This is a genomic window from Tardiphaga sp. (assembly GCF_025356345.1).
In the GTDB taxonomy this organism is placed as follows: Bacteria; Pseudomonadota; Alphaproteobacteria; order Rhizobiales; family Xanthobacteraceae; genus Tardiphaga.
The window spans coordinates 1-21,138 of record NZ_JANXTC010000039.1; the positions used below are offsets into that span (position 1 = coordinate 1).

Consider the following 21,138-nt stretch of genomic DNA (forward strand, 5'->3'; position numbering starts at 1 on the left):
CATCCAGCGCCAGGCTTCCTGCGCAGGCAGATAAGAGAACAGCAAGGCTTGCGACAGCACCGCAAGACCCCAGCCGATGGCCCATCCGGATTGCACGGAGCCAACCGCGCGGCCGCGATATTGCGGGCGAATGGCTTCACCCATCAGCACGGCGCCTGCGGCCCATTCGCCGCCGAAGCCGAGGCCGAGCAGGGCACGGGCGACCAGCAACTGGTTGAAGTCCTGTACGAAGGCACAGACCAACGAGAAGAACGAGAACCACAGGATGGTGAGCTGCAGGGTGCGGACGCGGCCGATGCGGTCGGCCAGATAGCCACCGAGCCAGCCGCCGATCGCCGAAGCGAGCAAAGTAACGGTGCCGGCAAGGCCGGCCGTGCCGGGATCGACCTTCCACATCACGATGATGGTGCCGATCACCAGCGGATAGATCATGAAGTCCATGCCGTCGAGCGCCCAGCCGGTAGCGCAGGCCCAGAAGGTCCGCCGCTCCGGCGGATTCATATCCCGGTAGAAGGCCAGCAGGCTGGTGTCTTCGATCTCGGCGACGTCGATGACGTCGTCCCGTTGGACCGTGCTCATGGCGATGCTCCCCAGCATTGATCGTGGCCGGAGTTCTTTTCCGGCTCGTCCCCGGCATCAGGCTATCAGTAGCCCGATGCTTCCGCGCCGGACGTACGCGGATCGGGCGCGCCGAGCAAGCCATCGGGAGTCACGGCGATCGAATTAGCCGACGTCTGCCCCATCGGCTCGATCACGCGGTGACCCATCGCCTTCAGCGCGCTCAGTGCCGCGTCGCTGAAGCCGCGCTCGATACGCACCTCGTCGGGCAGCCACTGGTGATGCAGCCGTGGCGCGGCGACCGCTTCCGCGATGTTCATGTCGTAATCGACGACGTTCACGATCACCTGCAGCACGGTGGAGATGATGCGGCTGCCGCCCGGCGAGCCGGTCACCAGAACCGGTCTGCCGTCCTTCAGCACGATGGTCGGCGACATCGACGACAGCGGCCGCTTGCCCGGACCGGGCAGGTTGGCCTCGAAGCCGACCAGACCGAAGGCATTGGATGCGCCGGGCGCGGCGGTGAAGTCGTCCATCTCATTGTTCAGCAGCACCCCCGTTCCGGCGGCGACGAGGCCGACGCCGTAGGGAAAATTCAAGGTGTAGGTATTGCTCACGGCGTTGCCGGCGGCATCGACAACCGAATAATGCGTGGTGTTCTGGCCTTCGCGCGGCGGCACCGCCGACAATGCATCGGTCCACGGCGTGGCGCGGGCGCGGTCGATCGAGGCGCGCTGTCTTACGGCGTATTCCTTGGAGATCAGCGTCATCGTCGGGGCGGTGACGAAAGCGGGGTCGCCGAGATAGCGCGCGCGATCGGCATAAGCGCGCTTCATCGCCTCGATCAGCAGATGCAGCGACGGAGCGCTGCCCTGCCGGATGTCGCGCATCGCAAAGCCTTCAAGGATGTTCAGCGTCTCCACCAGCACGGTGCCGCCAGACGATGGCAGCGGCATCGCGACGATGTCATAGCCCCGGTAGCTGCCGCGCACCGGCGGCCGCATCACTGGCTGGTAATTCTTCAGGTCGGCGAGCGAAAAGATGCCGCCGGACCGGTTGATGCCATCGACCAGTTGCTGCGCGACGGGGCCTTCATAAAATCCGCGCGGCCCCTGCGCGGCGATGGCCGTCAGCGTGGCGGCGAGATCGGCCTGCACCAGCGTATCGCCCCGCGCCAGAAGTGTGCCGTCGGGACGCGATATCATCTTCAGCGAGCCCGGCCAGCGCGCCAGCCGGCGCTGCCAGTCGGGCAGCGTGTCGGCGAGGTCGTCGGCCAGTACAAAGCCGTCGCGCGCCAGCGCGATGGCCGGCTGCAGGACGTCCGACAGCGTGAATTTGCCGGAGCCATATTTGTCCAGCGCCAGCGCCAGACCGGCGACCGTACCGGGCACGCCGATACCGAGCGCGGAGTCGCGCGATTTTGCGATGTCCGGCTGGCCGTCAGCGCCGAGAAACATGTCGCGGGTGGCCGCCGCGGGCGCGGTCTCGCGATAATCGATGGTGATATCCTCGCCGCGATCGACGGAGTGGATCACCATGAAGCCGCCGCCGCCGATATTGCCGGCGCGCGGATAGGTCACCGCCATCGCGAAGCCGGTGGCCACCGCCGCATCGACGGCATTGCCGCCGCGCGCCATCATGTCGGCGCCGACCTTGGCTGCGATCCGCTCCTGCGCCACAACCATGCCGTGCCTGGCGGCGACCGGGCGCGCCGTGATCGCGGCTGGCGTGTAGACGCCGCGCTGCTGCGCCTGCGCGAACGCGCCACCGCCGGCCATAAACGCAACCGCCGCGATCAGGGCGTAGCGCAAGCAACGAGAATGGAACATCAGCGACTCCGGACTGCGCGGCGCCATCATCGCACCACTGTCGTTCATGCTATATGGCTGGCACGGTAACTGACACAACACCGCGTGATTCCATGGAGATTCCGCCTATGCCGATGGTTGCCGTTTCAGAGGCATCGGGCGATGACGCGCCAACCCGCTATCCGCCACGATCGGCCGTGGTTGGCTGGATGATGTTCGACTGGGCCGCGCAACCCTATTTCAGCCTGATCACCACCTTCGTGTTCGCGCCGTATTTCGCCACCCGTGTGGCGTCGGATGCCGCCTCCGGACAATCGATGTGGGGCTTTGCCACGGCGGCCGCGGGGCTGATCATCGCGCTCGCCTCGCCGGTGCTCGGCGCCATCGCCGATGCCAGCGGCCGGCGCAAGCCGTGGATCGCCGGCTTCGGTGCGATCTTCGTGACCGGGGCCTGCATCATGTGGATCGGCAAGCCCGGCGATCCCTCGATCATCCTGCCGCTGCTGATCGCCTATGCTTTCGCGACCATCGGCGTGGAATTCGCCACCGTTTTCAACAATGCGATGATGCCGACGCTGGTGCCGCCGGACAAGATCGGACGGCTGTCCGGCTCCGGCTGGGCGCTCGGCTATGTCGGGGGCATTCTCAGCCTGATCCTCGTGCTCGGCTTCATGGCCGCCAACCCCGTCAGCGGCCGGACGCTGTTCGGCCTGGTACCGCTGTTCGGTCTCGACCCCGCGACCTTCCAGGGCGATCGCATCACTGGTCCGATCACCGGCCTGTGGTTCGTGATCTTCGTGCTGCCGATGTTTCTGCTGACGCCCGACTTTCCCGCCAAGCTGTCGCCGGGCGCGGCGATGCGCGAAGGCCTGATCGATCTCCGCCATACGCTGCGCGAGTTACCGAAGCATCGCTCGATGCTGGCGTTCCTGATTGCCAACATGATTTACACCGACGGCCTGGTATCATTGTTCGCGTTCGGCGGCATCTATGCCGCCGGCACGTTCGGCTGGAACACGATCCAGATCGGCAGCTTCGGCATTACGCTGGCGGTGGCCGGCACGATCGGCGCCTTTGTCGGCGGTCGGCTTGACGATGCGCTGGGGCCGAAGCGCGTGATCGCCGGCAGCATGACGCTGCTGCTGCTGTCGATCATCGGCGTCCTGTTGATCGACAAGGAGACGATTCTGTTCATCCACGTCACGCCGCCGGTGCCGGGCGGCGCGCTGTTCGCAGCCCCCGCGGAAAGAGCCTATCTGGCACTGGGTTGCCTGATTGGAATCGCCGGCGGACCGCTGCAGGCGGCGTCGCGCACGTTGCTGATCCGGATGGCGCCGAAGGATCGCATCGCGCAGTTCTTCGGGCTGTTCGCGCTGACCGGCAAGGTGACGTCGTTCATCGGCCCGCTGATGATCGGCATCGTCACCGCCATCACCGCCAGCCAGAAGGCCGGCATGGCGGTGCTGGTGCTGTTCTTCGTCGCGGGACTCGTGCTGCTGGCAAGGGTGAAGGACGAGTAGTTCACCGTCGTTCCGGGGCGGGCGCAGCGTCGGTTTCGATCGAACCCGGAATCCCGAGATGGTCGCACTCTGAACATATCGAGGTTCCGGGTTCGCTCGCGCCCCGGAACGACAGCTTTTGGCTAGTGCTTGAAATGCCGGATGCCGGTGAACACCATGGCGATGCCGGCGTCGTCGGCGGCCTGGATCACCTCATTGTCGCGCAACGAACCGCCGGGCTGGATCACGGCGGTGGCGCCGGCCTCGATCGCCACCAGCAATCCGTCGGCAAACGGGAAGAACGCGTCGGAGGCGACTACCGAACCGCGCGTCAGCGGTTCGGCCAGCTTCAGTTCTGTCGCCGCATCCTGCGCCTTGCGCACTGCGATGCGCGCGGAATCAACCCGGCTCATCTGTCCGGCGCCGATGCCGACGGTGGCGAGGTCCTTGGCGTAGATGATGGTGTTCGACTTGACGTGTTTGGCGACGCGGAAGGCGAATTTCAGATCGCGCATTTCGGCATCGGTCGGCGCGCGCTTGGTCACCGTCTTGAACGTCATGTCGTCGACCACCGCATTGTCGCGACTCTGCACCAGCAGGCCGCCGGCCACGGTCTTGTAGGTCAGGCCCGAAGCGCGCGGATCGGGCAGGCCGCCGGCCAGCAGCAGGCGTAAATTCTTCTTCGCCGCCAGGATGGCAATCGCTTCGTCGGTGGCGTCGGGGGCGATGATCACTTCGGTCAGGATCTGGGTGATCAGCTTCGCCGTCTCGGCGTCGAGGGTGCGGTTGAAGGCGATGATGCCGCCGAACGCCGAGGTGGAATCGCAGGCCAGCGCCTTGCGATAGGCCTCGATCAGGCTGCTGCCTTCGGCGACGCCGCACGGATTGGCGTGCTTGACGATGACGCAGGCCGGCGTGCGCGCGGCATCGAACTCGGCGATGCATTCATAGGCGGCGTCGGTGTCGTTGATGTTGTTGTAGGACAGTTCCTTGCCCTGCAGCTGCCGCGCCGTGGTGACGCCGGGTCGCGCATCCGGGGTGCGATAGAACGCCGCCGTCTGGTGCGGGTTCTCGCCGTAGCGCAGCGACTGGATCAGCGAACCGCCGATGGTGCGGAAATCCGGTGTCTCGATTTTCAACTGTTCGGCGAACCAGTTCGAGATCGCAGCATCATAGGCCGCGGTGCGCGCATAGGCCTTGGCGGCGAGGCGCTTGCGCAAGGTCAGCGTCGTCGCGCCATTGTTGGCGGCGAGTTCGTCGAGCACCGACTGATAATCGGCGGGTTCGACCACCACGGCGACATCATCATGGTTCTTCGCCGCGGCGCGGATCATCGCCGGACCGCCGATGTCGATATTCTCGATGCAATCCTCATACGCGGCGCCCTTCTCGACGGTCGCCTCGAACGGGTAAAGATTGACCACCAGCAAGTCGATCGGCGCGATGCCGTGTTCCTTCATCGATTGCGCGTGTTCGGCATTGCCGCGGATCGCCAGCAGCCCGCCATGTACCTTCGGATGCAGCGTCTTGACCCGGCCGTCCATCATTTCCGGAAAACCGGTGAGATCCGACACGTCCGTCACCTTCAGGCCCGCCGCGGCAATAGCCTTGGCGGTGCCGCCGGTCGAGACCAAGTCGACGCCATGGGCGGCCAGCGCGCGGGCGAATGCGATCAGCCCGGTCTTGTCAGAAACGGACAGCAGGGCCCGGGTCACGGGGCGCGTATGGTCGGTCATGGTCTGGATCCTGTGGAGCAAGGGCGCCGCGTAGCATGGTTTGGCGGGGCACGAAACCGCGGCGGCCGGCTTGCGCCATATTTCGCCCGCAGAAACCGGGCTACAGCGGCAATTCCGGCTCGCGACGGGCGTCGCGGCGGGCGGTGGTGGCGGAAGCCGAGGCGCCGGACCGGATGAAGCTCCAGCGGATGCTGGTGACCTGTCTGGAATCCTGGTGGATGACAATCTGGGCGGTGCGGCGCGGGCCGTCATTGCCGGCCAGGAACACGCTGTCTTCCAGTTCCACCTTGTCGTCGAGGGCCTCGAAGGTCCAGACGTCGCGGTTCGGCAGCACCAGCATGACGCCGCGAGCATCGCAGAGGCGGCTCGCCTTCACGGCCGGATGAAGATGGAAGCGCAGCGCGTAGTCGGTGTTGTCGCCCCTGATCCGTGCGCCGGACGCGGTCGCCAGAATGTCCTCGCCGTCGAGCCGGTTGCCGTCCTCGGCCACCATCAGAGTGCGACGATGCACCAGGCCGAAGCGGTCGAGATAGCCGTCATGCGACGTCGTCAGCATGGTGCCGCTCGACGTGACCTCGCGGTAGCTTTCGACCACATGCGGGCCCCCGACGATCGGCGCGCCCTGCAGGAATTTCTTCATCGAACTGCGCTCGATGAACTGGCTCGACGACGTGCTGTGATAGGCCAGCGTCGAATGCGCCGTGGTCCCGCGCGCGAACGGCCGCCAGTTTTCGCGTCCGGTAGAAGGCATCCCGCAATTGATGACGATCCGGCTCGGGCCGGCCGACAGTTCGAACGCCAGTGTGCCGGCATGGGCGTCGTGGCTGACACTGGGGGGCGGCGGCTTTCCGGTATCGATGATCACGGTCATGGTGCCGGCATCGAGGCGCTGGAAGCCGGTGTGGGGCATGTTGACCATCGGCGTGCCGTGGGTGTCGTCATAGGCCAGCAGCGTCGCCAACAGATGCGACGGCGCGGCACTCATGCCGTTGAACAGCGCGAAGCTGCCGTCGCCGTGGCGGAAGAACCGCAGCATCGGCATCATGCGATCGATCGCATTCAGCAGCGCCGGCGGCGGTGCGATGTTGCGCGCGGCGAAGGTCTGCCGCAGCGGCAGCAGGTCGATCAGCAGTTCGATCAGCGCGCCGGGATTGCGCGAGATGTGGCCGCCATCCGGCAGGATCTGGCGCTGCAATTCATCCGATAATTTTCGCGTGGCGGCGCGGATATGGGTAGCCTGGTTGGCGAGGCACAGCGAGGCATAGCACAGCGCGATCAGCACCTGCAGTCGCGGTACGCCATCGGTCACGTTTGACAATGTATAGCGCAGGCCGCGGATTTCACGGGTCAACGCCCGCAAATAGCGCCGGTAGAATTTTCCATCGGTATCGCCGAGCACCAACGGCGCCTGCGACAGCAGCGAGATGACGCGGCGCGCCACGACGTCGGCACGGCGGCCGACCGGGCGTTTGCGCGACGGGGTGGTGATCCAGTCATCGATCAGCGAACGGGCATTGGCCCGGGTGATGGCGGTGTCGGCGGCGCGCAGATGCCGCAGCCAGCCGAAACCGAGCAGCGTGATTTCCCAGTCCTCGGACGGCGGCTCCAGGTCGAAGATCGAGCGGCCATGGCAGGTGACGATCTTGCCGGCGAACACGAAGCGGCCGGCATAGATCTCCGCGGCGCGGGTGGCGTCGGCGGTACGCAGGTCATGCGGCGCGATGATCAAGCGGTCGGTACGGCCGGGCCATAGCCGCGACACCGCCACCGAGCCGCCCGACACGCGCGACATCGCAGCCCGCGCGAAGCGGCCGAGGATCAGCCCGGAAATACGTCTGCGATGAGCGGCCACGCGCGCCTCGGACTGAGGTGAATCTGTGTTGCGAATCCTTGTATCTGGAAACGCGACTGGCGCCCACTATAAGGGCAGCGCCCTGTGGACGCCGCCGAAATCGGCCGCGGCGCCAGTATATCTCAGGATTTGACCAGTCGCGCGGCATAGAAGCCGTCGAGGCCGCCGAGTCGGGGGTCGGCGTGAGGCAGGTGACAGGGCAGGGTGCGCAGATCTCCGTCCGGAGTGACGATTTCCGACAGGCCCGCCACCTCGCTGGCATCGATCGGGGCGCGGCGCATGCCGGAATCGCCCGCCAGCAGAGCGGCAACGGCATGCTCGCCCTCTTCGGGCTCCAGCGAACAGGTGCAATAAACCAGCGTTCCGCCCGGCTTCAGGAGCGTCGTAGCCTTTTGCAGCAGCCGCCGTTGCAGCGCCGTCAGCAAGATGATGTCGGATTCCTGCTTCAGCCAGGCGACATCGGGATGCCGGCGGATGGTGCCGGTCGAGGCGCATGGCGCATCGACCAGCACGGCGTCAAACCCTTCGCCAGGGTATTCGGTTCCGTCCGAAATCACAGTCTCGGCTTGCAGCGATAGCCGCGCAAGGTTCTCACGCAGCCGCGCGATGCGGTTCTGCGAGCGATCGACGGCGGTGACTTCCGCGCCGGCATGGATGAGCTGCGCGGTCTTGCCGCCCGGGGCGGCGCAGAGATCGACCACCCGCTTGCCCTTGAGGTCGCCGAACAGCCGCGCCGGCAGTGCCGCGGCGGCGTCCTGCACCCACCATTGGCCGTCGCCGAAGCCTGGCAGCATGGTCACCGACCCCTGCAACAGGGTACGAACGGAACCGGTCGGCAAGACTTCGCCATGCAACCGCGTCGCCCACGCCGCGGCGTCGGATTTGACAGTGAGGTCGAGCGACGGCTCATGGCTGAGGGCCTCCGCGATATTTCTGGCGGTCGCCTCGCCGTAATGCGCAATCCAGCGCGCCATCAGCCATGGCGGCACGTCGAGGGTCTGCGCCGCGACCTCGTCGATCAGCGGCTGGCCTTCGCGCGCACAGCGCCGCAGCACGGCATTGACGAGCCCGGCATATTTCGCGGCGCGCCGGTCGGATTGCACCATCCGCACCGACAGATCGACGGCGGCGTGATCGGGAACATCCATCCACAGGATCTGGGCGGCGCCGATCATCAGCGCGCTCTGCGCCCGCGGCGCATCGGTGGGGATGCCGCGGTCGAGCAACCGCGACAGCACGTGGTTGAGCGTGCCCATCCGGCGCAAGATGGTGGCCACCAGCCGGCGCATCAGTGCCCGGTCGCGGTCGGACAGCGACTTCAGGGCGGGATGGGCGGCGGCGCCTTCGAGTTGATCGTCCAGGGTGCGGCGCTTGTGCAGCACGCCATCGAGGATGTCAGCCGCGATACGTCGCGCGGCGAGGCCGGGCACCTCGGCAGGTGGTGCGTATCTTACTTGCGACATGGGAAAACATCACGACAGAGGAGCGGCAACGACGCAGCCGGATTGAGCCTGCGCCAGGGTTCGGAAACAGATTCTGTCGCATGCGAATATGCCAAATGTAAGAATCGTCCCTATATGCTCGCAGTCGAAAGATGGATTTGATCATGGTAACGCGCGCTGGCCACGTCGGTTCAGCAGGAAGAACGAGATGAACGACATTCCCCCCGAGACTGCAACGCCCATTGCTGAACCCGCACCACTCAAAGTCCTGACACCGGCGGCGCAACGCGCGCTGGCCGAAGCCGAGGCGCGCCGCGCCGCCGCCGCGACCGAACAAAATACGCCTGCAAGGCCCAAGGAGGTAAACGGTCCGGCTGGACCGGAGCCAACCCGGTTTGGCGACTGGGAACGCAAGGGCATCACGTCGGATTTTTGAGTTGGCAATGTCGTTCCGGGCTGCGCGTCAGTCGGCGAGGCAGGCTGACATGCAACGTCGGGACCCGTAGATGTTATGGTGCTATCGGGACCCCCCGCCGTGCCAATTGGAGCGGCTGAGGTTTGCTCGCCGCTCGCACCGATCGCCCCGGAACGACCGTCAAATTCGGCTTGCCGTCCGCCGCGAATCTGATTGATCTTGGGCGATGGACACTTCGCCCCGCATCCATGCCGCGTCACCGTGGCGCAGGCGGTTTTCCGCGGCGCTGCCGTGGGTGTTCGTGCTGGGGATGGCCGCCGGCGCGATGCTGCCGATGCGACGCTGGGCACACTGGCTGCCAGCGGGCACCGAAGCGAATCAGACGCCGGCCGCGCGCGATGCCGAAACCATCTGGAAACGGGCCGGCAACCCGGCTGTTCGTCACCCCGTCGATGTGCTGCATGGGATCGATGGCGATACCTTCGCGGCGCGGGTGCATCTGTGGCCCGGGCTCGATCTCGACGCGCGGATCCGACTGCGCGGTATCGACGCGCCGGAACTGAAAGGGCAGTGCGCGCGGGAAGTGCGTCTGGCGGAGGCCGCCGGCGACGCGCTGAAGAGGCTGCTCGGCGAGGGCGCGGTGAATATCTACAACATCGGGCCGGACAAATATCCCGGCCGTGTCGTCGCCGACGTCGCCACCAGCCGCACGCCGAATGTTTCGGCGGCCCTGCTCAGCGGCGGCTTTGCCCGCGGCTACACCGGCGGCCACCGTGGTGGCTGGTGTGACAAGAGGTAGATCGGGATATCCATCGCCCTGCTAAAGATAGCCATGTTCCCGCAGATATCCGATGATCTGGCCACAAGCCTCATCGGCCGATATTGCGCAGGTATCGAGGGATAGCTCAGGTGCCGCTGGCCGCTCATAGGGCGAATCGATGCCGGTGAAATCGGCGATGCCGCCGGCCCGCGCGCGGCGATAAAGTCCCTTCGGGTCGCGGCGTTCGCATTCCGCCAATGGCGTTGCGACCTCGATCTCGATGAACTCACCGGCCGCCAGCAAGTGGCGGGCGATGGCCCGGTCGGCGCGGAACGGCGAGATCAGCGATACCAGCACGATCATGCCGGCATCGACGAACAGTTTTGCGATCTCGCCGACGCGGCGGATGTTTTCGACCCGTGCCTCGGCGGTGAAGCCGAGATCGCGGTTGATGCCCTGGCGCAGATTGTCGCCGTCGAGCAAATAGGTATCGCGGCCGAGGCCGCCCAGTCGCTGCTCGACCAGGTTGGCGATGGTCGATTTGCCGGCGCCGCTGAGTCCGGTCAGCCACAGCACGCAGGGCCGCTGCTGTCGCCGCGCCGCCCGCATGGTCTTGTCGACCGCCAGGCCCTGCCAGGGAATATCGGTGGCGCGCCGCAGCGGCGAAGCGATGACGCCCGCCGCGGCCGTGCGATGGCTGAGCGGGTCGATCAGGATGAAGCTGCCAAGTTCGCGGTTGTCGCGATAGGCCTCGCAGACCAGTGGCCGGTCGAGGCGGAGCTGGACATAGCCGATTTCGTTGGCGGCAAGCGCCGTCGCGGGTTGCCGCTCCAGAGTATCGATGGCGACGCGGTGCTCCAGGCAGGCGATCACCGCGCCGATGCTTGAACTGGCGCTTTTCAACAGATAGCGCCGCCCGGTAACCAGCGCGGCATCGTCAAACCAGACCAGATGGGCGGCGAGCCGGTCGGCGACCGCCGCCGGCGCGCCTGTCGTCAGGACGTCGCCGCGGCTGATATCGATCTCGTCGGACAACACCAGTGTCACCGATTGTCCGGCGACCGCGATATCGGCCGGCCCCGCCGGCGTCAGGATTCGCGCCACGCGACCGCGGCGATCCGACGGTTGCGCCGTCACTTCGTCGCCGCAGCGCACTGAGCCGCTGGCGACGCGCCCGCAAAACCCGCGGAAGTCGGCATTCGGCCGGCTGACCCATTGCACCGGCATTCGAAACGGCCGCTGTCTGGTCTCGCCGCTGACGTCGACGGTCTCGATATGCTGCATGATCGTCGGGCCGCGATACCAGGGCATGCGCGTGCTGGCGGCAAAGACGTTGTCGCCGTCGCGGGCCGCGACCGGAATGCACTGCACATCGGTCATGCCGAGCTGGGCCGCGATCAGCCGATAGTCGGTGGCGATTTCGCTGAAGCGTTCCTCGTCGAACCCGACCAGGTCCATCTTGTTCACCGCGAGCACAACGTGGCGGACGCCGAACAGGCTGATGATATGGCTGTGTCGCCGCGTCTGCGTGATCACGCCCTTGCGGGCGTCGATCAGCACGATGGCGAGTTCGGCGGTGGAAGCGCCGGTCGCCATGTTGCGCGTATATTGCTCATGGCCGGGCGTATCGGCGACCACGAACCGGCGGCGTGGTGTGGCGAAGAAGCGGTAGGCGACATCGATGGTGATGCCTTGCTCACGTTCCGCCTGCAAGCCATCGACCAGAAACGCAAAATCCAGATCGCCGCTGCCGCCGCCCAGCCTGCTCTCGGCCGCCAGCGCGATCAGTTGATCGTCGAACAGCAGTTTTGAATCATACAGCAAGCGGCCGACCAGCGTGCTCTTGCCGTCATCGACGCTGCCGCAGGTAATGAAGCGCAAGGTGGGACTGTCGCCATGCGGGCCCTGCAGCGCATCGAGTACGGAGTCGACGGAATCATCCGGCCGCGACATCAGAAATATCCCTCGACCTTCTTGCGCTCCATCGAGGCCGTGGCGTCGCGGTCGATGACGCGGCCCTCGCGCTCCGAGCTGCGCGAGGCCATCATCTCGCGCACGATGGCGGGCAGGGTTGTCGCCGTGGACTCCATCGCGCCGGTCAGCGGATAGCAGCCGAGGGTACGGAACCGGATCGAGCGCCATTGCGGCGTCTCGCCCGGCAATAGCGGAATGCGGTCGTCATCGACCATGATCAGCGCGCCGTCGCGCTCCACCACCGGGCGAACCGCGGACAGGTATAGGGGCACGATCGGGATGTTCTCGATCAGGATGTATTCCCAGATATCGAGCTCGGTCGAGTTCGACAATGGAAACACCCGCATGCTTTCGCCAGGCGCCAGCAGCGTGTTGTAGAGACTCCAGAGCTCGGGGCGCTGGTTCTTCGGATCCCAGCGATGCGCCGCGCTTCGGTGCGAGAAAATACGCTCCTTGGCGCGGGATTTTTCCTCGTCGCGCCGCGCGCCGCCGATCGCGGCGTCGAAGCCATGGGCATCGAGCGCCTGCCGTAACGCCTGTGTCTTCATGATGTCGGTATGGCGCGCGGAGCCGTGGCTGAACGGGCCGACGCCTTGCGCGATACCGTCGGCGTTGACGTGAACCAGCAGGTCAAGCCCGAGCTCGCGCATCCGTTGATCGCGAAACGCGATCATCTCGCGGAATTTCCAGGTGGTGTCGACATGCAGCAGCGCGAACGGTGGCTTGCCCGGCTGGAACGCCTTCATCGCCAGATGCAGCAGCACCGAGGAATCCTTGCCGATCGAATACAGCAGCACCGGCTTGCGAAATTCCGCCGCCACTTCGCGCAGGATGTGAATGCTTTCGGATTCCAGCCGCCGCAGGTGGCTGCTTGGCCTTAGGCGGGCGGGGGCGTCTGCCAGATCAGCCGGCTGGCGTAACGGCGTTGTCGGGATATCGCGAAAATCGGGAGTGGCGTTCATGCCTCAACGCCATGGCTGTGTCCGAACAGTCGCTCGGAGGTGGCGAGGTCGAGGCCAAGGTCGCGAACGCACGCCGCCACGGAGCTCCTGTAGACATCGTTGACGCCACAGCGCTCGAGCATGTCGCGCTGCAGATCGGTCAGCGATGACCGGCGCGCACGGTAGCGATAGGCGGTGTCGGACCCGTGCAGGCCCAAGACATTGTAGATGGTCGGTTCGTCACCATAGGTGATGCGTGAGGTTTCCGATCGTAGCTGCCCGGTCTCGCGCCAGTCGGTAACCGTGGCCTCGGCAAACTGATCCCCAAGGCCGAGGCGTTCGAACAGCATCCGGACCGACTGCACGGCCTCCTTGCTGGCCTCATAGACGTAGTGGATCACCGGAATACCCGCGTGCCTGGCGTAGCTCTCCATGCGGCTCATGTTCAGCGCGGCAACGACGTAGTTCCGCAGCAGCATGCTGTCCGGCACGCAGCCGTGCAGCCTGTCCAGCCATGACGCCAGCGAACTTGCCGGCTCGCGGTCGAGCAGGATCACGCGCAGCCGGTTTGCGGGGTAGCCGGCCTCGATCAGCAGCCGCAGTGGATTGAACAGGCTCTCGGCCACCACATAGGGGCCGGCGGTCTCCTTACTGAAGATCTGCGGCTGGTCGGCCGCCATCGGGATCGCCCACGGGGTGGCCGCTTGGCCGATGAACAGATGCCGCATCATCATCTTGAGCGGCTGGTAGTAGGATGGCATTCCGGTGATGCCGAACAGGTTGGTCAGGGGCGTCGATCCGACCCGGCACTTGCCCCAGGCAAAATAGTGCATCGGAAAATCTTCCGCGCGATGCCCGGCGAAACCTTCGGCAAGGCTCGCCGCCATCTCGCGCATCAGGGTGTCGAGCGCGACCGATCGGGTCTGGTACTTGCCGTCGGGCTCCAGCCACATGGTGTCGAGCGATGGGTGTTGGGTGCGAACCCGATCGGCAAGTCGTTCCAGCTCGCCGCTGAATGGGGTGGGGGTGCTCATGGCGCTGCTCGTTGCCGCTGGCATGCGTTCGGCCGCTCGACATATCGGGACGGGCGGGCGCGCATGCAGCGGCATCGCATCGAGCGGGTCGGGTGATAACGGCCTTGCGGCGGCGATCAGAGGGGCCGGTTTCGACATCCGCCGGATTAGCAGCGGCGTGTAAATAGACACTTCACAACCTTCACCCATTTGCCGCACGCTCGATCGCAGCAGATATCGCGAGGCCAACCGATGTGGCGAGCCAATCCGATGGGGTCATGAATGGCGGTGATGGCGGGATCGCCGGCCTTGCGGGCCGGTCGAGCCGGATCGGCTACGCCGCGCGAACCGTTGCCAGGAATTTGTCGACCTCGGTTCGCAAATTCGAGCTTTCTCCGGACAGCGCCTGCGCCGAGGTCAGTACCTGTGCGGACGCCATCCCGGTGGCGCTGGCCCCGCGATTGACCTGGCCGATCTTGTCGGCGACCTCCGCCGTGCCCTTGGCGGCCTCGCCGACATTGCGGGCGATCTCGGCGGTCGCGGCACCCTGCTCCTCCACGGTGGACGCGATGGTCGATGCGATTTCGGCGATCCGCGTGATGGTCGCGCTGATTTCCTTGATGGCGCCGGCGGATTCCCGCGTCGCCGCCTGCATCCCGGTGATCTGGGCGCCGATCTCATCGGTGGCCTTGGCGGTTTGCTCGGCCAGTGCCTTCACTTCGCTGGCGACCACGGCGAAGCCACGGCCGGCCTCGCCGGCGCGCGCCGCTTCGATCGTCGCATTCAGCGCGAGCAGGTTGGTCTGTTCGGCGATCGCCGTGATCAGCTTGACCACATCGCCGATTCGTCCCGCCGCCTTCAGCAATTCGTTGATCTGCTCGTCGGTGCGCTCGGCCTGCTTCACCGCATCGGCAGCGATGCGGCTGGAATCATGCACCTGTCGGCTGATCTCACTGACTGACGCGCTCATCTCCTCGGCGGCCGATGCCACCGACTCCACATTGGCGGAGGCCTCCTCCGAAGCGGAGGCCACCATGCTCGATAGTTGCTGGGTCTCACCGGCGTTTTCCGTCAGCGTGCCAGCGGCGTGTTCGAGTTCGCGGGCCGCGGCGGAGACGGTGGTCACGATGCCGCCCACCGCGGTCTGGAAAGCATCCGCCAGCCGCACCATGTCGGCCTTGCGTTGCGTGGCGATGGCTGTCTCCTCGCTCTTCTGCAACGCTTCCATCTGCTCGATCCGCACCAGATTGTCGCGGAAGGTGCGGGCCGCCCGCGCGGCGTCGCCCACTTCGTCGCCGCAGTCCGCATAGGGGACGTCGACGGCCTTGTTGCCATTGGCCAGCTCCATCAGTACGTCGCCGATCCGCCGGATTGGCCGCGCGATATTGAATACGGAAAAGATGGCCGAGCCGATCAACATCAGGATGACCGGGATGCCGACCGCCAGCCCGACCATGCTGACCCGCGACAGATCGGCGATCAGTTCAGTCTGCCGCCGGGTGCTGAATTCATTGGCGACGGCGATGGTGTTTGCGATGTTGCTACGCACCGTCTTCGCAGCGGGCTGCATGCGATCCGTCAGCAGCCGGATTTTCGATTCTTCGGTTTTGGCGGCGACGTCGGAGGCTGCACGATAACGTTCGGCGATGGCGATCAGGGCATCGACCTTGCCCGGAATGCCGGCGTCGCTGACGCCTCGCGCCTTGTTGAGCGCGTCGATTGTCGACGCCGTGAACTTGGGTACCAGATCCCGCTGGGTTGGTTCCGACGTCACCGCGAACCGCCAGCCGGCGGCCCGCGCGGCGTTGAACAGCGAACCCGCTTCCTGAAGTGCGACGTTGAGGGTGGGCAGAGCGGCGACGGCGGGCGAAGCCAGCATCGGTTCCATCGCCTGCGACCAGGCAATCGAGGCCTGGTTGCGCTTCAAGGTCGTTTCCAGCACGTTGTTCTGCAGCTCCGCCAATTCGACACCAAGCGCGAGATAGCTGTCGATCGTCCCGCGCGTCACCTTGTAGGCGTCCTTGGTGACTTGCCGCGTAGCGCGTTCCATCGCGGAATCGGTGCGCGCGGCCGCTTCGCCGACGTGCGTGCGAAGATTTTCCAAGGCCTTGTCGATCTGGGCGGCGCCCCGCGCCCAGGATATTTCCTGGGTGGAAATCTCTGCCCGCGCTATCGCGGCGTCGGTCGATTGGGAATCGGCCTTGTTGGAAGAGTTGACGATCACCAGCCGGCTCGATTCCGAGATCGACTGGTTGCCGAGGATCTCGTTGGCCAGCATGCCGCCGACCAGGATCACGCCGATGCCGGCGGTGAGACCGAGCTTGGCGCCAATCCTGAAATTCAATTTTCCCATGGTTCCCCCTGCGTCGAACGCTTGATTTGGGGGCTTAATACTGAACCAGGTGCGATTTAAGCTCCATGCAACCGGCGGTAACATCGATCGCCTGCGTCGCAGCGGTACTATTGAGGCGTGTAAAACTTTATTTCGCACCAGACCAAGAAAATGCCGCGCAATGGCGCGGCCTTCCCGAACGACGAAGATCGGTGAATCAGCGCTGGGTGACAATCACCGGGGTGCCGACCGGCACGCGGTCGAACAGATCGGTAATGTCCTCATTGTACATGCGGACGCAGCCGTAGGAGACGAAGCCTCCGACCGACCGCGGACGGTTGGTGCCGTGAATGGCATATTCGCCACCTGCCAGGGTCATCGCCGCGACGCCCATCGGATTGGCTGGCGAACCGCCTTCAATGACGTCGGGGATGTTCGGGTTGTCGCGCTTGACGTCGGCCGGGGGAGCCCACGCCGGCTGGCGATATTTGCCATCGATCTTGGTGACGCCGGCCCACTGCTTGCCAGCCTTGCCGACGCCGACCGGATAACGAACCGCGTGGCCCTGTTCGAGCACGAGATAGAGGTGGCGCTCATTGGTCTTCACGACGATGGTGCCGGGCGCATAATCGCCGTGAAAGCCAACCATCGCGGGGCTCGCTTGTACCGGACTGATGGCGAGCGCGCCGAGCGTGATGGTGGCGAACAGCGCGCCTGCGATCTTCAACGACATCGGTTTCTCCGGTTCGGCCAAAGGCCGTTAAATTCCACGGTCGCATCGACGACCCGCACGTCTGAACTATCGCGCAACGCGCCTACTACCAAAAATTGCCGGCAGCTAAATCGGACGCGTTAGCCGCCAATTAGGAAAATCCTGGTCGCAAAGTAAATGCCCGGAAAACAACACCCGCCGGAAAAGTAGTTGCAGAAAGCGCTGGAGGCTGACAATTGCGTGAAATACCAGTCAGGCAATGCGCGATAGGTTACTTAGCGCGGCGCCATTGACGACACCGCGAGGCAACGGATTAGGCTTCGCCGGCTCGACGACACTTTCCCAACCCATCAAAGTCACCGGCGAACCGCGACGGGGTGGTCGCGTCGCGGTTCACGGTATTTCGTTGGCTTAAACGCCCGGTCGCTTGTTCTGGCGGTGCTCAACCAGATCATCCACCACGGCCGGGTCCGCCAGCGTCGACGTGTCGCCGAGCGTGCCGGACTCGTCCTCGGCAATCTTGCGCAGAATGCGACGCATGATCTTGCCGGAGCGAGTCTTCGGCAGGCCGGGCGCGAACTGGATCAGGTCCGGCGAGGCGATCGGGCCGATATCCTTGCGGACCCACGCCACCAATTCCTTGCGCAGCTCCTCGGTCGGTTCGGTGCCGGTCATCAGTGTGACATAGGCGTAGATGCCCTGGCCCTTGATGTCGTGCGGATAGCCCACCACGGCGGCTTCCGAGACCATGGCATGCGCCACCAGCGAGCTTTCGACTTCGGCGGTACCCATGCGGTGGCCGGAGACATTGATGACGTCGTCGACCCGCCCGGTAATCCAGTAATAGCCATCGGCGTCACGGCGGCAGCCGTCGCCGGTGAAGTACTTGTTCGGGTAGGTCGAGAAGTAGGTCTGCTCGAAACGCGCATGGTCGCCATAGACCGTGCGCATCTGGCCGGGCCACGACCTCGCGATGCACAGATTGCCGGAGCATTCACCGGATAGCACCTTGCCGTCGGCATCGACGATCTCCGGCGTCACGCCGAAGAACGGTCTCGTCGCGGAGCCCGGCTTGAGTCTGGTCGCGCCGGGCAGCGGCGTGATCAGGATGCCACCGGTCTCGGTCTGCCACCAGGTGTCGACGATCGGGCAGCGTTCGTCGCCGATCACCCGGTGGTACCATTCCCAGGCTTCCGGATTGATCGGCTCGCCGACCGATCCCAGCAACCGCAGGCTTTTGCGCGAGGTCTTCGTCACGGGCTCGTCGCCGGCCTGCATCAACGCGCGGATCGCGGTCGGCGCGGTGTAGAAGATATTGACCTTGTGCTTGTCGATCACTTCCCAGAACCGCGACATGGTCGGATAGTTCGGCACGCCTTCGAACATCAGCGTGGTCGCGCCATTGGCCAGCGGCCCGTAGAGAATGTAGCTGTGGCCGGTAACCCAGCCGACGTCGGCGGTGCACCAGTAGATGTCGCCGTCGTGGTAGTCGAACACGTATTGATGCGTCATCGCGGCGTAAAGCAGATAGCCGCCGGAGCTGTGCAGCACGCCCTTGGGCTGGCCGGTCGAGCCTGACGTGTACAAAATGAACAGCGGGTCTTCCGCGTTCATCGGTTCGCACGGGCATTCGGTGGTGACCATCTCGGCGGCTTCGCGGTACCAGAAGTCGCGCACCGGATTCATGGTGACCGCGCCGCCGGTGTGTTTGACGACGACCACCCAGTCGACGCCGCCGGCCTTGGCCACCGCCGCGTCGACATTGGCCTTCAGGGGCACTTTCTTGCCGCCGCGCAGGCCCTCATCGGCGGTGATGACGATCTTCGACTGGCAATCATCGATGCGCTGGGCCAGCGAGTCCGGCGAAAAGCCGGCGAATACCACCGAATGGATCGCGCCGATCCGGGCGCAGGCCAGCATCGCATAGGCCGCTTCCGGGATCATAGGTAGATAGATGGTGACGCGGTCACCCTTGCCGACATTGCGGGTACGCAGGATGTTGGCGAATTTGCAGACTTCGTCGTGCAGCTGCTGATAGCTGATGTGGCGCGACTGCGAGGGATCGTCGCCTTCCCAGATGATCGCGGTCTGCGCCGCGCGCGTCGGCAAATGGCGGTCGATACAATTGTAGGCGACGTTGAGCACGCCGTCCTCGAACCATTTGATGGATACCTTGCCGGGCGCGAACGAGCTGTTCTCGACGATGGTGAACGGCTCGATCCAGTCGAGGCGCTGCGCCTGCTCGGCCCAGAACCCGTCGGAATCGCTCACCGATCGCGCATACATCTCATTGTATTTGGCGTCATTGACGAAAGCGCGCGTGGCCCATTCGGCCGGTACGTCATAGATCTTGTCGGACATTGTCCCCTCCACCACTCGACCGCTGCCGCGTTGTCGCCGCAAGACGGTTCTCGTTGTTATTGCGATTATGCGTCGGCGCAGGGCATCGGGACAAGTCGGCCGCGCCTAGGTCTTTTGGCGGTCGAACGGTCGAACGGCCGAACACGGCCGATCAATTTCACGTTGCAATGCCGGGCAAACCTTCATCATGAACGCAAAATAGCTCGAGAACGGTACTTCAGCACCATTATCTAGGTATCGGCGGACTCGCCACGCGCGTTCATCCGCCCTAAATGGCCCCGTTGACGCTTGGGCATGGCCCGGAACCAAAAACCGAAGCTCGGCATTAGCAAGGCTCGAAGATCGAACGAGGCCAATAACGCCATGATGGAACAGCAGAATTCTGCGCCAACGCGGGCAAGGTCAGCGGCATCCGTGGGGGTTCTGCCGCGAGGCTCGAAAGCAGGGCCCGGCAGCGTGGAATCCCTGGCGAGGGAACTCGGCCTCAAACTGGGCGACCAGTCCGAACTGACGATCTGTCGCCTCAAGCGCGGGAAGACCTATTCATTCATTCGCGCCAATGGCACGGCGATCCGCCATATCGGCACCATCCGACGGCTCAACGCGATGGCGGTGCCGCCGGCCTATGCCGAGGTTCGCTACGCCGTGGATCCCGCCTCGCATCTGCAGGCGGTGGGCCGCGATGCCGCCGGCCGCTTGCAGTACCGCTATCATTTGGATTGGGAAAAGGTCCGGGAGCAGCGCAAGGCGCAACGACTGGCGAGGCTGGTCGGCGCGCTGCCGAGAATTCGCCGCCACGTCTCGAGGCATCTGTCCGGTGAGGTGCCGACCCGCGAATTTGCCCTCTCGGCGGTCATCGAGCTGATCGCGCGGACGGCGATCCGCCCCGGTAACGAATCTTACATGAAGCTGAACGGTACCCGCGGCGCCACCACGCTGCTGAAGTCCAACGTGCTGCTGGAAGGTGACACGCTGGTACTAAGCTTCAAGGCCAAGGGTGGAAAAGCCGTGCGCAAGGAATGCAACGCCGCCAGGCTGATGCGCGCCATCGGTGTTCTGCGGACCGTGCCGGGCAAGCGGATGTTCCAGTATAAGGACGAGGCCGGACGTAGCCACAACGTCAATACCGCGGCGGTGAACGCATTTTTGCGCGAGATCGCCGGGATAAAGATCTCGCTGAAGGATTTTCGCACGCTGATGGCGTCGGCCGTGGTGCTGGAATCGCTGTCGCGGGTTTCGCCGGCGGACAGCGCGCGGGGCCGCGAGAAGCAGGTGCTCGACGCTGTGCGCTCGGCGGCGGACGAACTGTCGAACACGCCGGCGATCTGTCGCAAGAGCTATGTCCACGACACCATCGTCACCGCCTTCGAGGATGGCGTTCTCAAACGCTTCGCGGCCACCATGACCGGCTATCGCTCGCAGTCGAAGCGCGAGAAATTATTGGCGCAAGTGGTGGCAGCGGCGGGCTAAGCTCCAAACTCTCGGTCGTCATTGCGAGCGAAGCGAAGCAATCCAGAAGGCCGCAAGCGAAGACTGGATTGCTTCGTCGCAAGAGCTCCTCGCAATGACGGGTAACTATGCCAGCGTCCACACCGCGGTGAGCTTGATGTCGACATCTTCGAGATCGCGCGTCACCGGCACTTCGTACTCGGCAATCTTTCGCAACTTCTCCATAGGCAAAAAACCGCGGCCGGGGTCGCCGATCAGCACGGTGGCCCCCTGCGCGGCCCTGGCG

At 64.9% G+C, this 21,138-nt stretch carries 15 protein-coding genes and 1 pseudogene; 4 read left to right on the forward strand and 12 right to left on the reverse strand.

The window, feature by feature from the left end:
- Nucleotides 1–579 (reverse strand): MFS transporter (locus Q0S16_RS02005; protein WP_295844450.1); only part of this gene is annotated, 579 nt, incomplete at its 3' end.
- Between the two features lie 65 nt (nt 580–644).
- A complete protein-coding gene (gene ggt, locus Q0S16_RS02010; RefSeq protein WP_295844477.1) occupies nt 645–2,336 on the reverse strand; it encodes a gamma-glutamyltransferase in 1,692 nt (563 codons plus the stop codon).
- A gap of 158 nt (nt 2,337–2,494) precedes the next feature.
- Here ggt and Q0S16_RS02015 point away from each other — a divergent pair, with 158 nt between their 5' ends.
- Entirely contained in the window at nt 2,495–3,886 is a 1,392-nt protein-coding gene (locus tag Q0S16_RS02015) for an MFS transporter (RefSeq protein ID WP_295844452.1), read from the forward strand.
- Between the two features lie 122 nt (nt 3,887–4,008).
- Here Q0S16_RS02015 and purH read toward each other — a convergent pair whose 3' ends face one another.
- From purH to Q0S16_RS02030, 3 genes are all read right to left on the reverse strand, one after another.
- The gene (purH, locus tag Q0S16_RS02020; protein WP_295844454.1) at nt 4,009–5,601 is read right to left on the reverse strand and encodes a bifunctional phosphoribosylaminoimidazolecarboxamide formyltransferase/IMP cyclohydrolase; all 1,593 of its coding nucleotides are present in this window, start codon (nt 5,599–5,601) and stop codon (nt 4,009–4,011) included.
- Nucleotides 5,602–5,701: 100 nt separating this feature from the next.
- Nucleotides 5,702–7,393: a heparinase II/III family protein gene (locus tag Q0S16_RS02025; protein ID WP_295844479.1), complete on the reverse strand. Its 1,692-nt coding sequence runs from the start codon at nt 7,391–7,393 to the stop codon at nt 5,702–5,704.
- A 182-nt stretch (nt 7,394–7,575) separates the two neighbouring features.
- Nucleotides 7,576–8,916, reverse strand: a complete 1,341-nt coding sequence (locus Q0S16_RS02030) for a transcription antitermination factor NusB (RefSeq protein ID WP_295844455.1) — start codon at nt 8,914–8,916, stop codon at nt 7,576–7,578.
- 187 nt (nt 8,917–9,103) lie between these two features.
- Here Q0S16_RS02030 and Q0S16_RS02035 point away from each other — a divergent pair, with 187 nt between their 5' ends.
- Nucleotides 9,104–9,331 (forward strand): DUF1674 domain-containing protein, encoded by a 228-nt coding sequence (locus Q0S16_RS02035; RefSeq protein WP_295844457.1) that lies wholly within the window; start codon nt 9,104–9,106, stop codon nt 9,329–9,331.
- Nucleotides 9,332–9,536: 205 nt separating this feature from the next.
- The gene (locus Q0S16_RS02040; protein WP_295844458.1) at nt 9,537–10,109 is read left to right on the forward strand and encodes a thermonuclease family protein; all 573 of its coding nucleotides are present in this window, start codon (nt 9,537–9,539) and stop codon (nt 10,107–10,109) included.
- Between the two features lie 21 nt (nt 10,110–10,130).
- Here Q0S16_RS02040 and cysC read toward each other — a convergent pair whose 3' ends face one another.
- The 6 genes from cysC to acs all read right to left on the reverse strand — a co-directional run bounded on the left by cysC (nt 10,131) and on the right by acs (nt 19,403).
- Nucleotides 10,131–12,023, reverse strand: a complete 1,893-nt coding sequence (gene cysC, locus Q0S16_RS02045; RefSeq protein ID WP_295844462.1) for an adenylyl-sulfate kinase — start codon at nt 12,021–12,023, stop codon at nt 10,131–10,133.
- The gene (gene cysD, locus Q0S16_RS02050; RefSeq protein WP_295844463.1) at nt 12,023–13,006 is read right to left on the reverse strand and encodes a sulfate adenylyltransferase subunit CysD; all 984 of its coding nucleotides are present in this window, start codon (nt 13,004–13,006) and stop codon (nt 12,023–12,025) included. The genes cysC and cysD overlap by 1 nt, the downstream gene beginning before the upstream one ends.
- The gene (locus Q0S16_RS02055) at nt 13,003–14,019 is read right to left on the reverse strand and encodes a sulfotransferase family protein (RefSeq protein WP_295844464.1); all 1,017 of its coding nucleotides are present in this window, start codon (nt 14,017–14,019) and stop codon (nt 13,003–13,005) included. Before Q0S16_RS02055 ends, cysD begins: the two co-directional genes overlap by 4 nt.
- Nucleotides 14,020–14,332: 313 nt before the next feature.
- Complete coding sequence (locus Q0S16_RS02060) at nt 14,333–16,351, reverse strand: methyl-accepting chemotaxis protein (protein ID WP_295844465.1); 2,019 nt, start codon at nt 16,349–16,351, stop codon at nt 14,333–14,335.
- A gap of 196 nt (nt 16,352–16,547) precedes the next feature.
- A complete protein-coding gene (locus Q0S16_RS02065; protein ID WP_295844469.1) occupies nt 16,548–17,063 on the reverse strand; it encodes a L,D-transpeptidase in 516 nt (171 codons plus the stop codon).
- 390 nt (nt 17,064–17,453) lie between these two features.
- Complete coding sequence (gene acs / locus Q0S16_RS02070) at nt 17,454–19,403, reverse strand: acetate--CoA ligase (protein WP_295844472.1); 1,950 nt, start codon at nt 19,401–19,403, stop codon at nt 17,454–17,456.
- A 363-nt stretch (nt 19,404–19,766) separates the two neighbouring features.
- Here acs and Q0S16_RS02075 point away from each other — a divergent pair, with 363 nt between their 5' ends.
- Nucleotides 19,767–20,873 (forward strand): DNA topoisomerase IB, encoded by a 1,107-nt coding sequence (locus Q0S16_RS02075; protein WP_295844475.1) that lies wholly within the window; start codon nt 19,767–19,769, stop codon nt 20,871–20,873.
- Between the two features lie 105 nt (nt 20,874–20,978).
- Here the strand turns inward: Q0S16_RS02075 and Q0S16_RS02080 are convergent.
- A pseudogene (locus Q0S16_RS02080) lies at nt 20,979–21,138 on the reverse strand (methyltransferase); the annotation flags it as partial.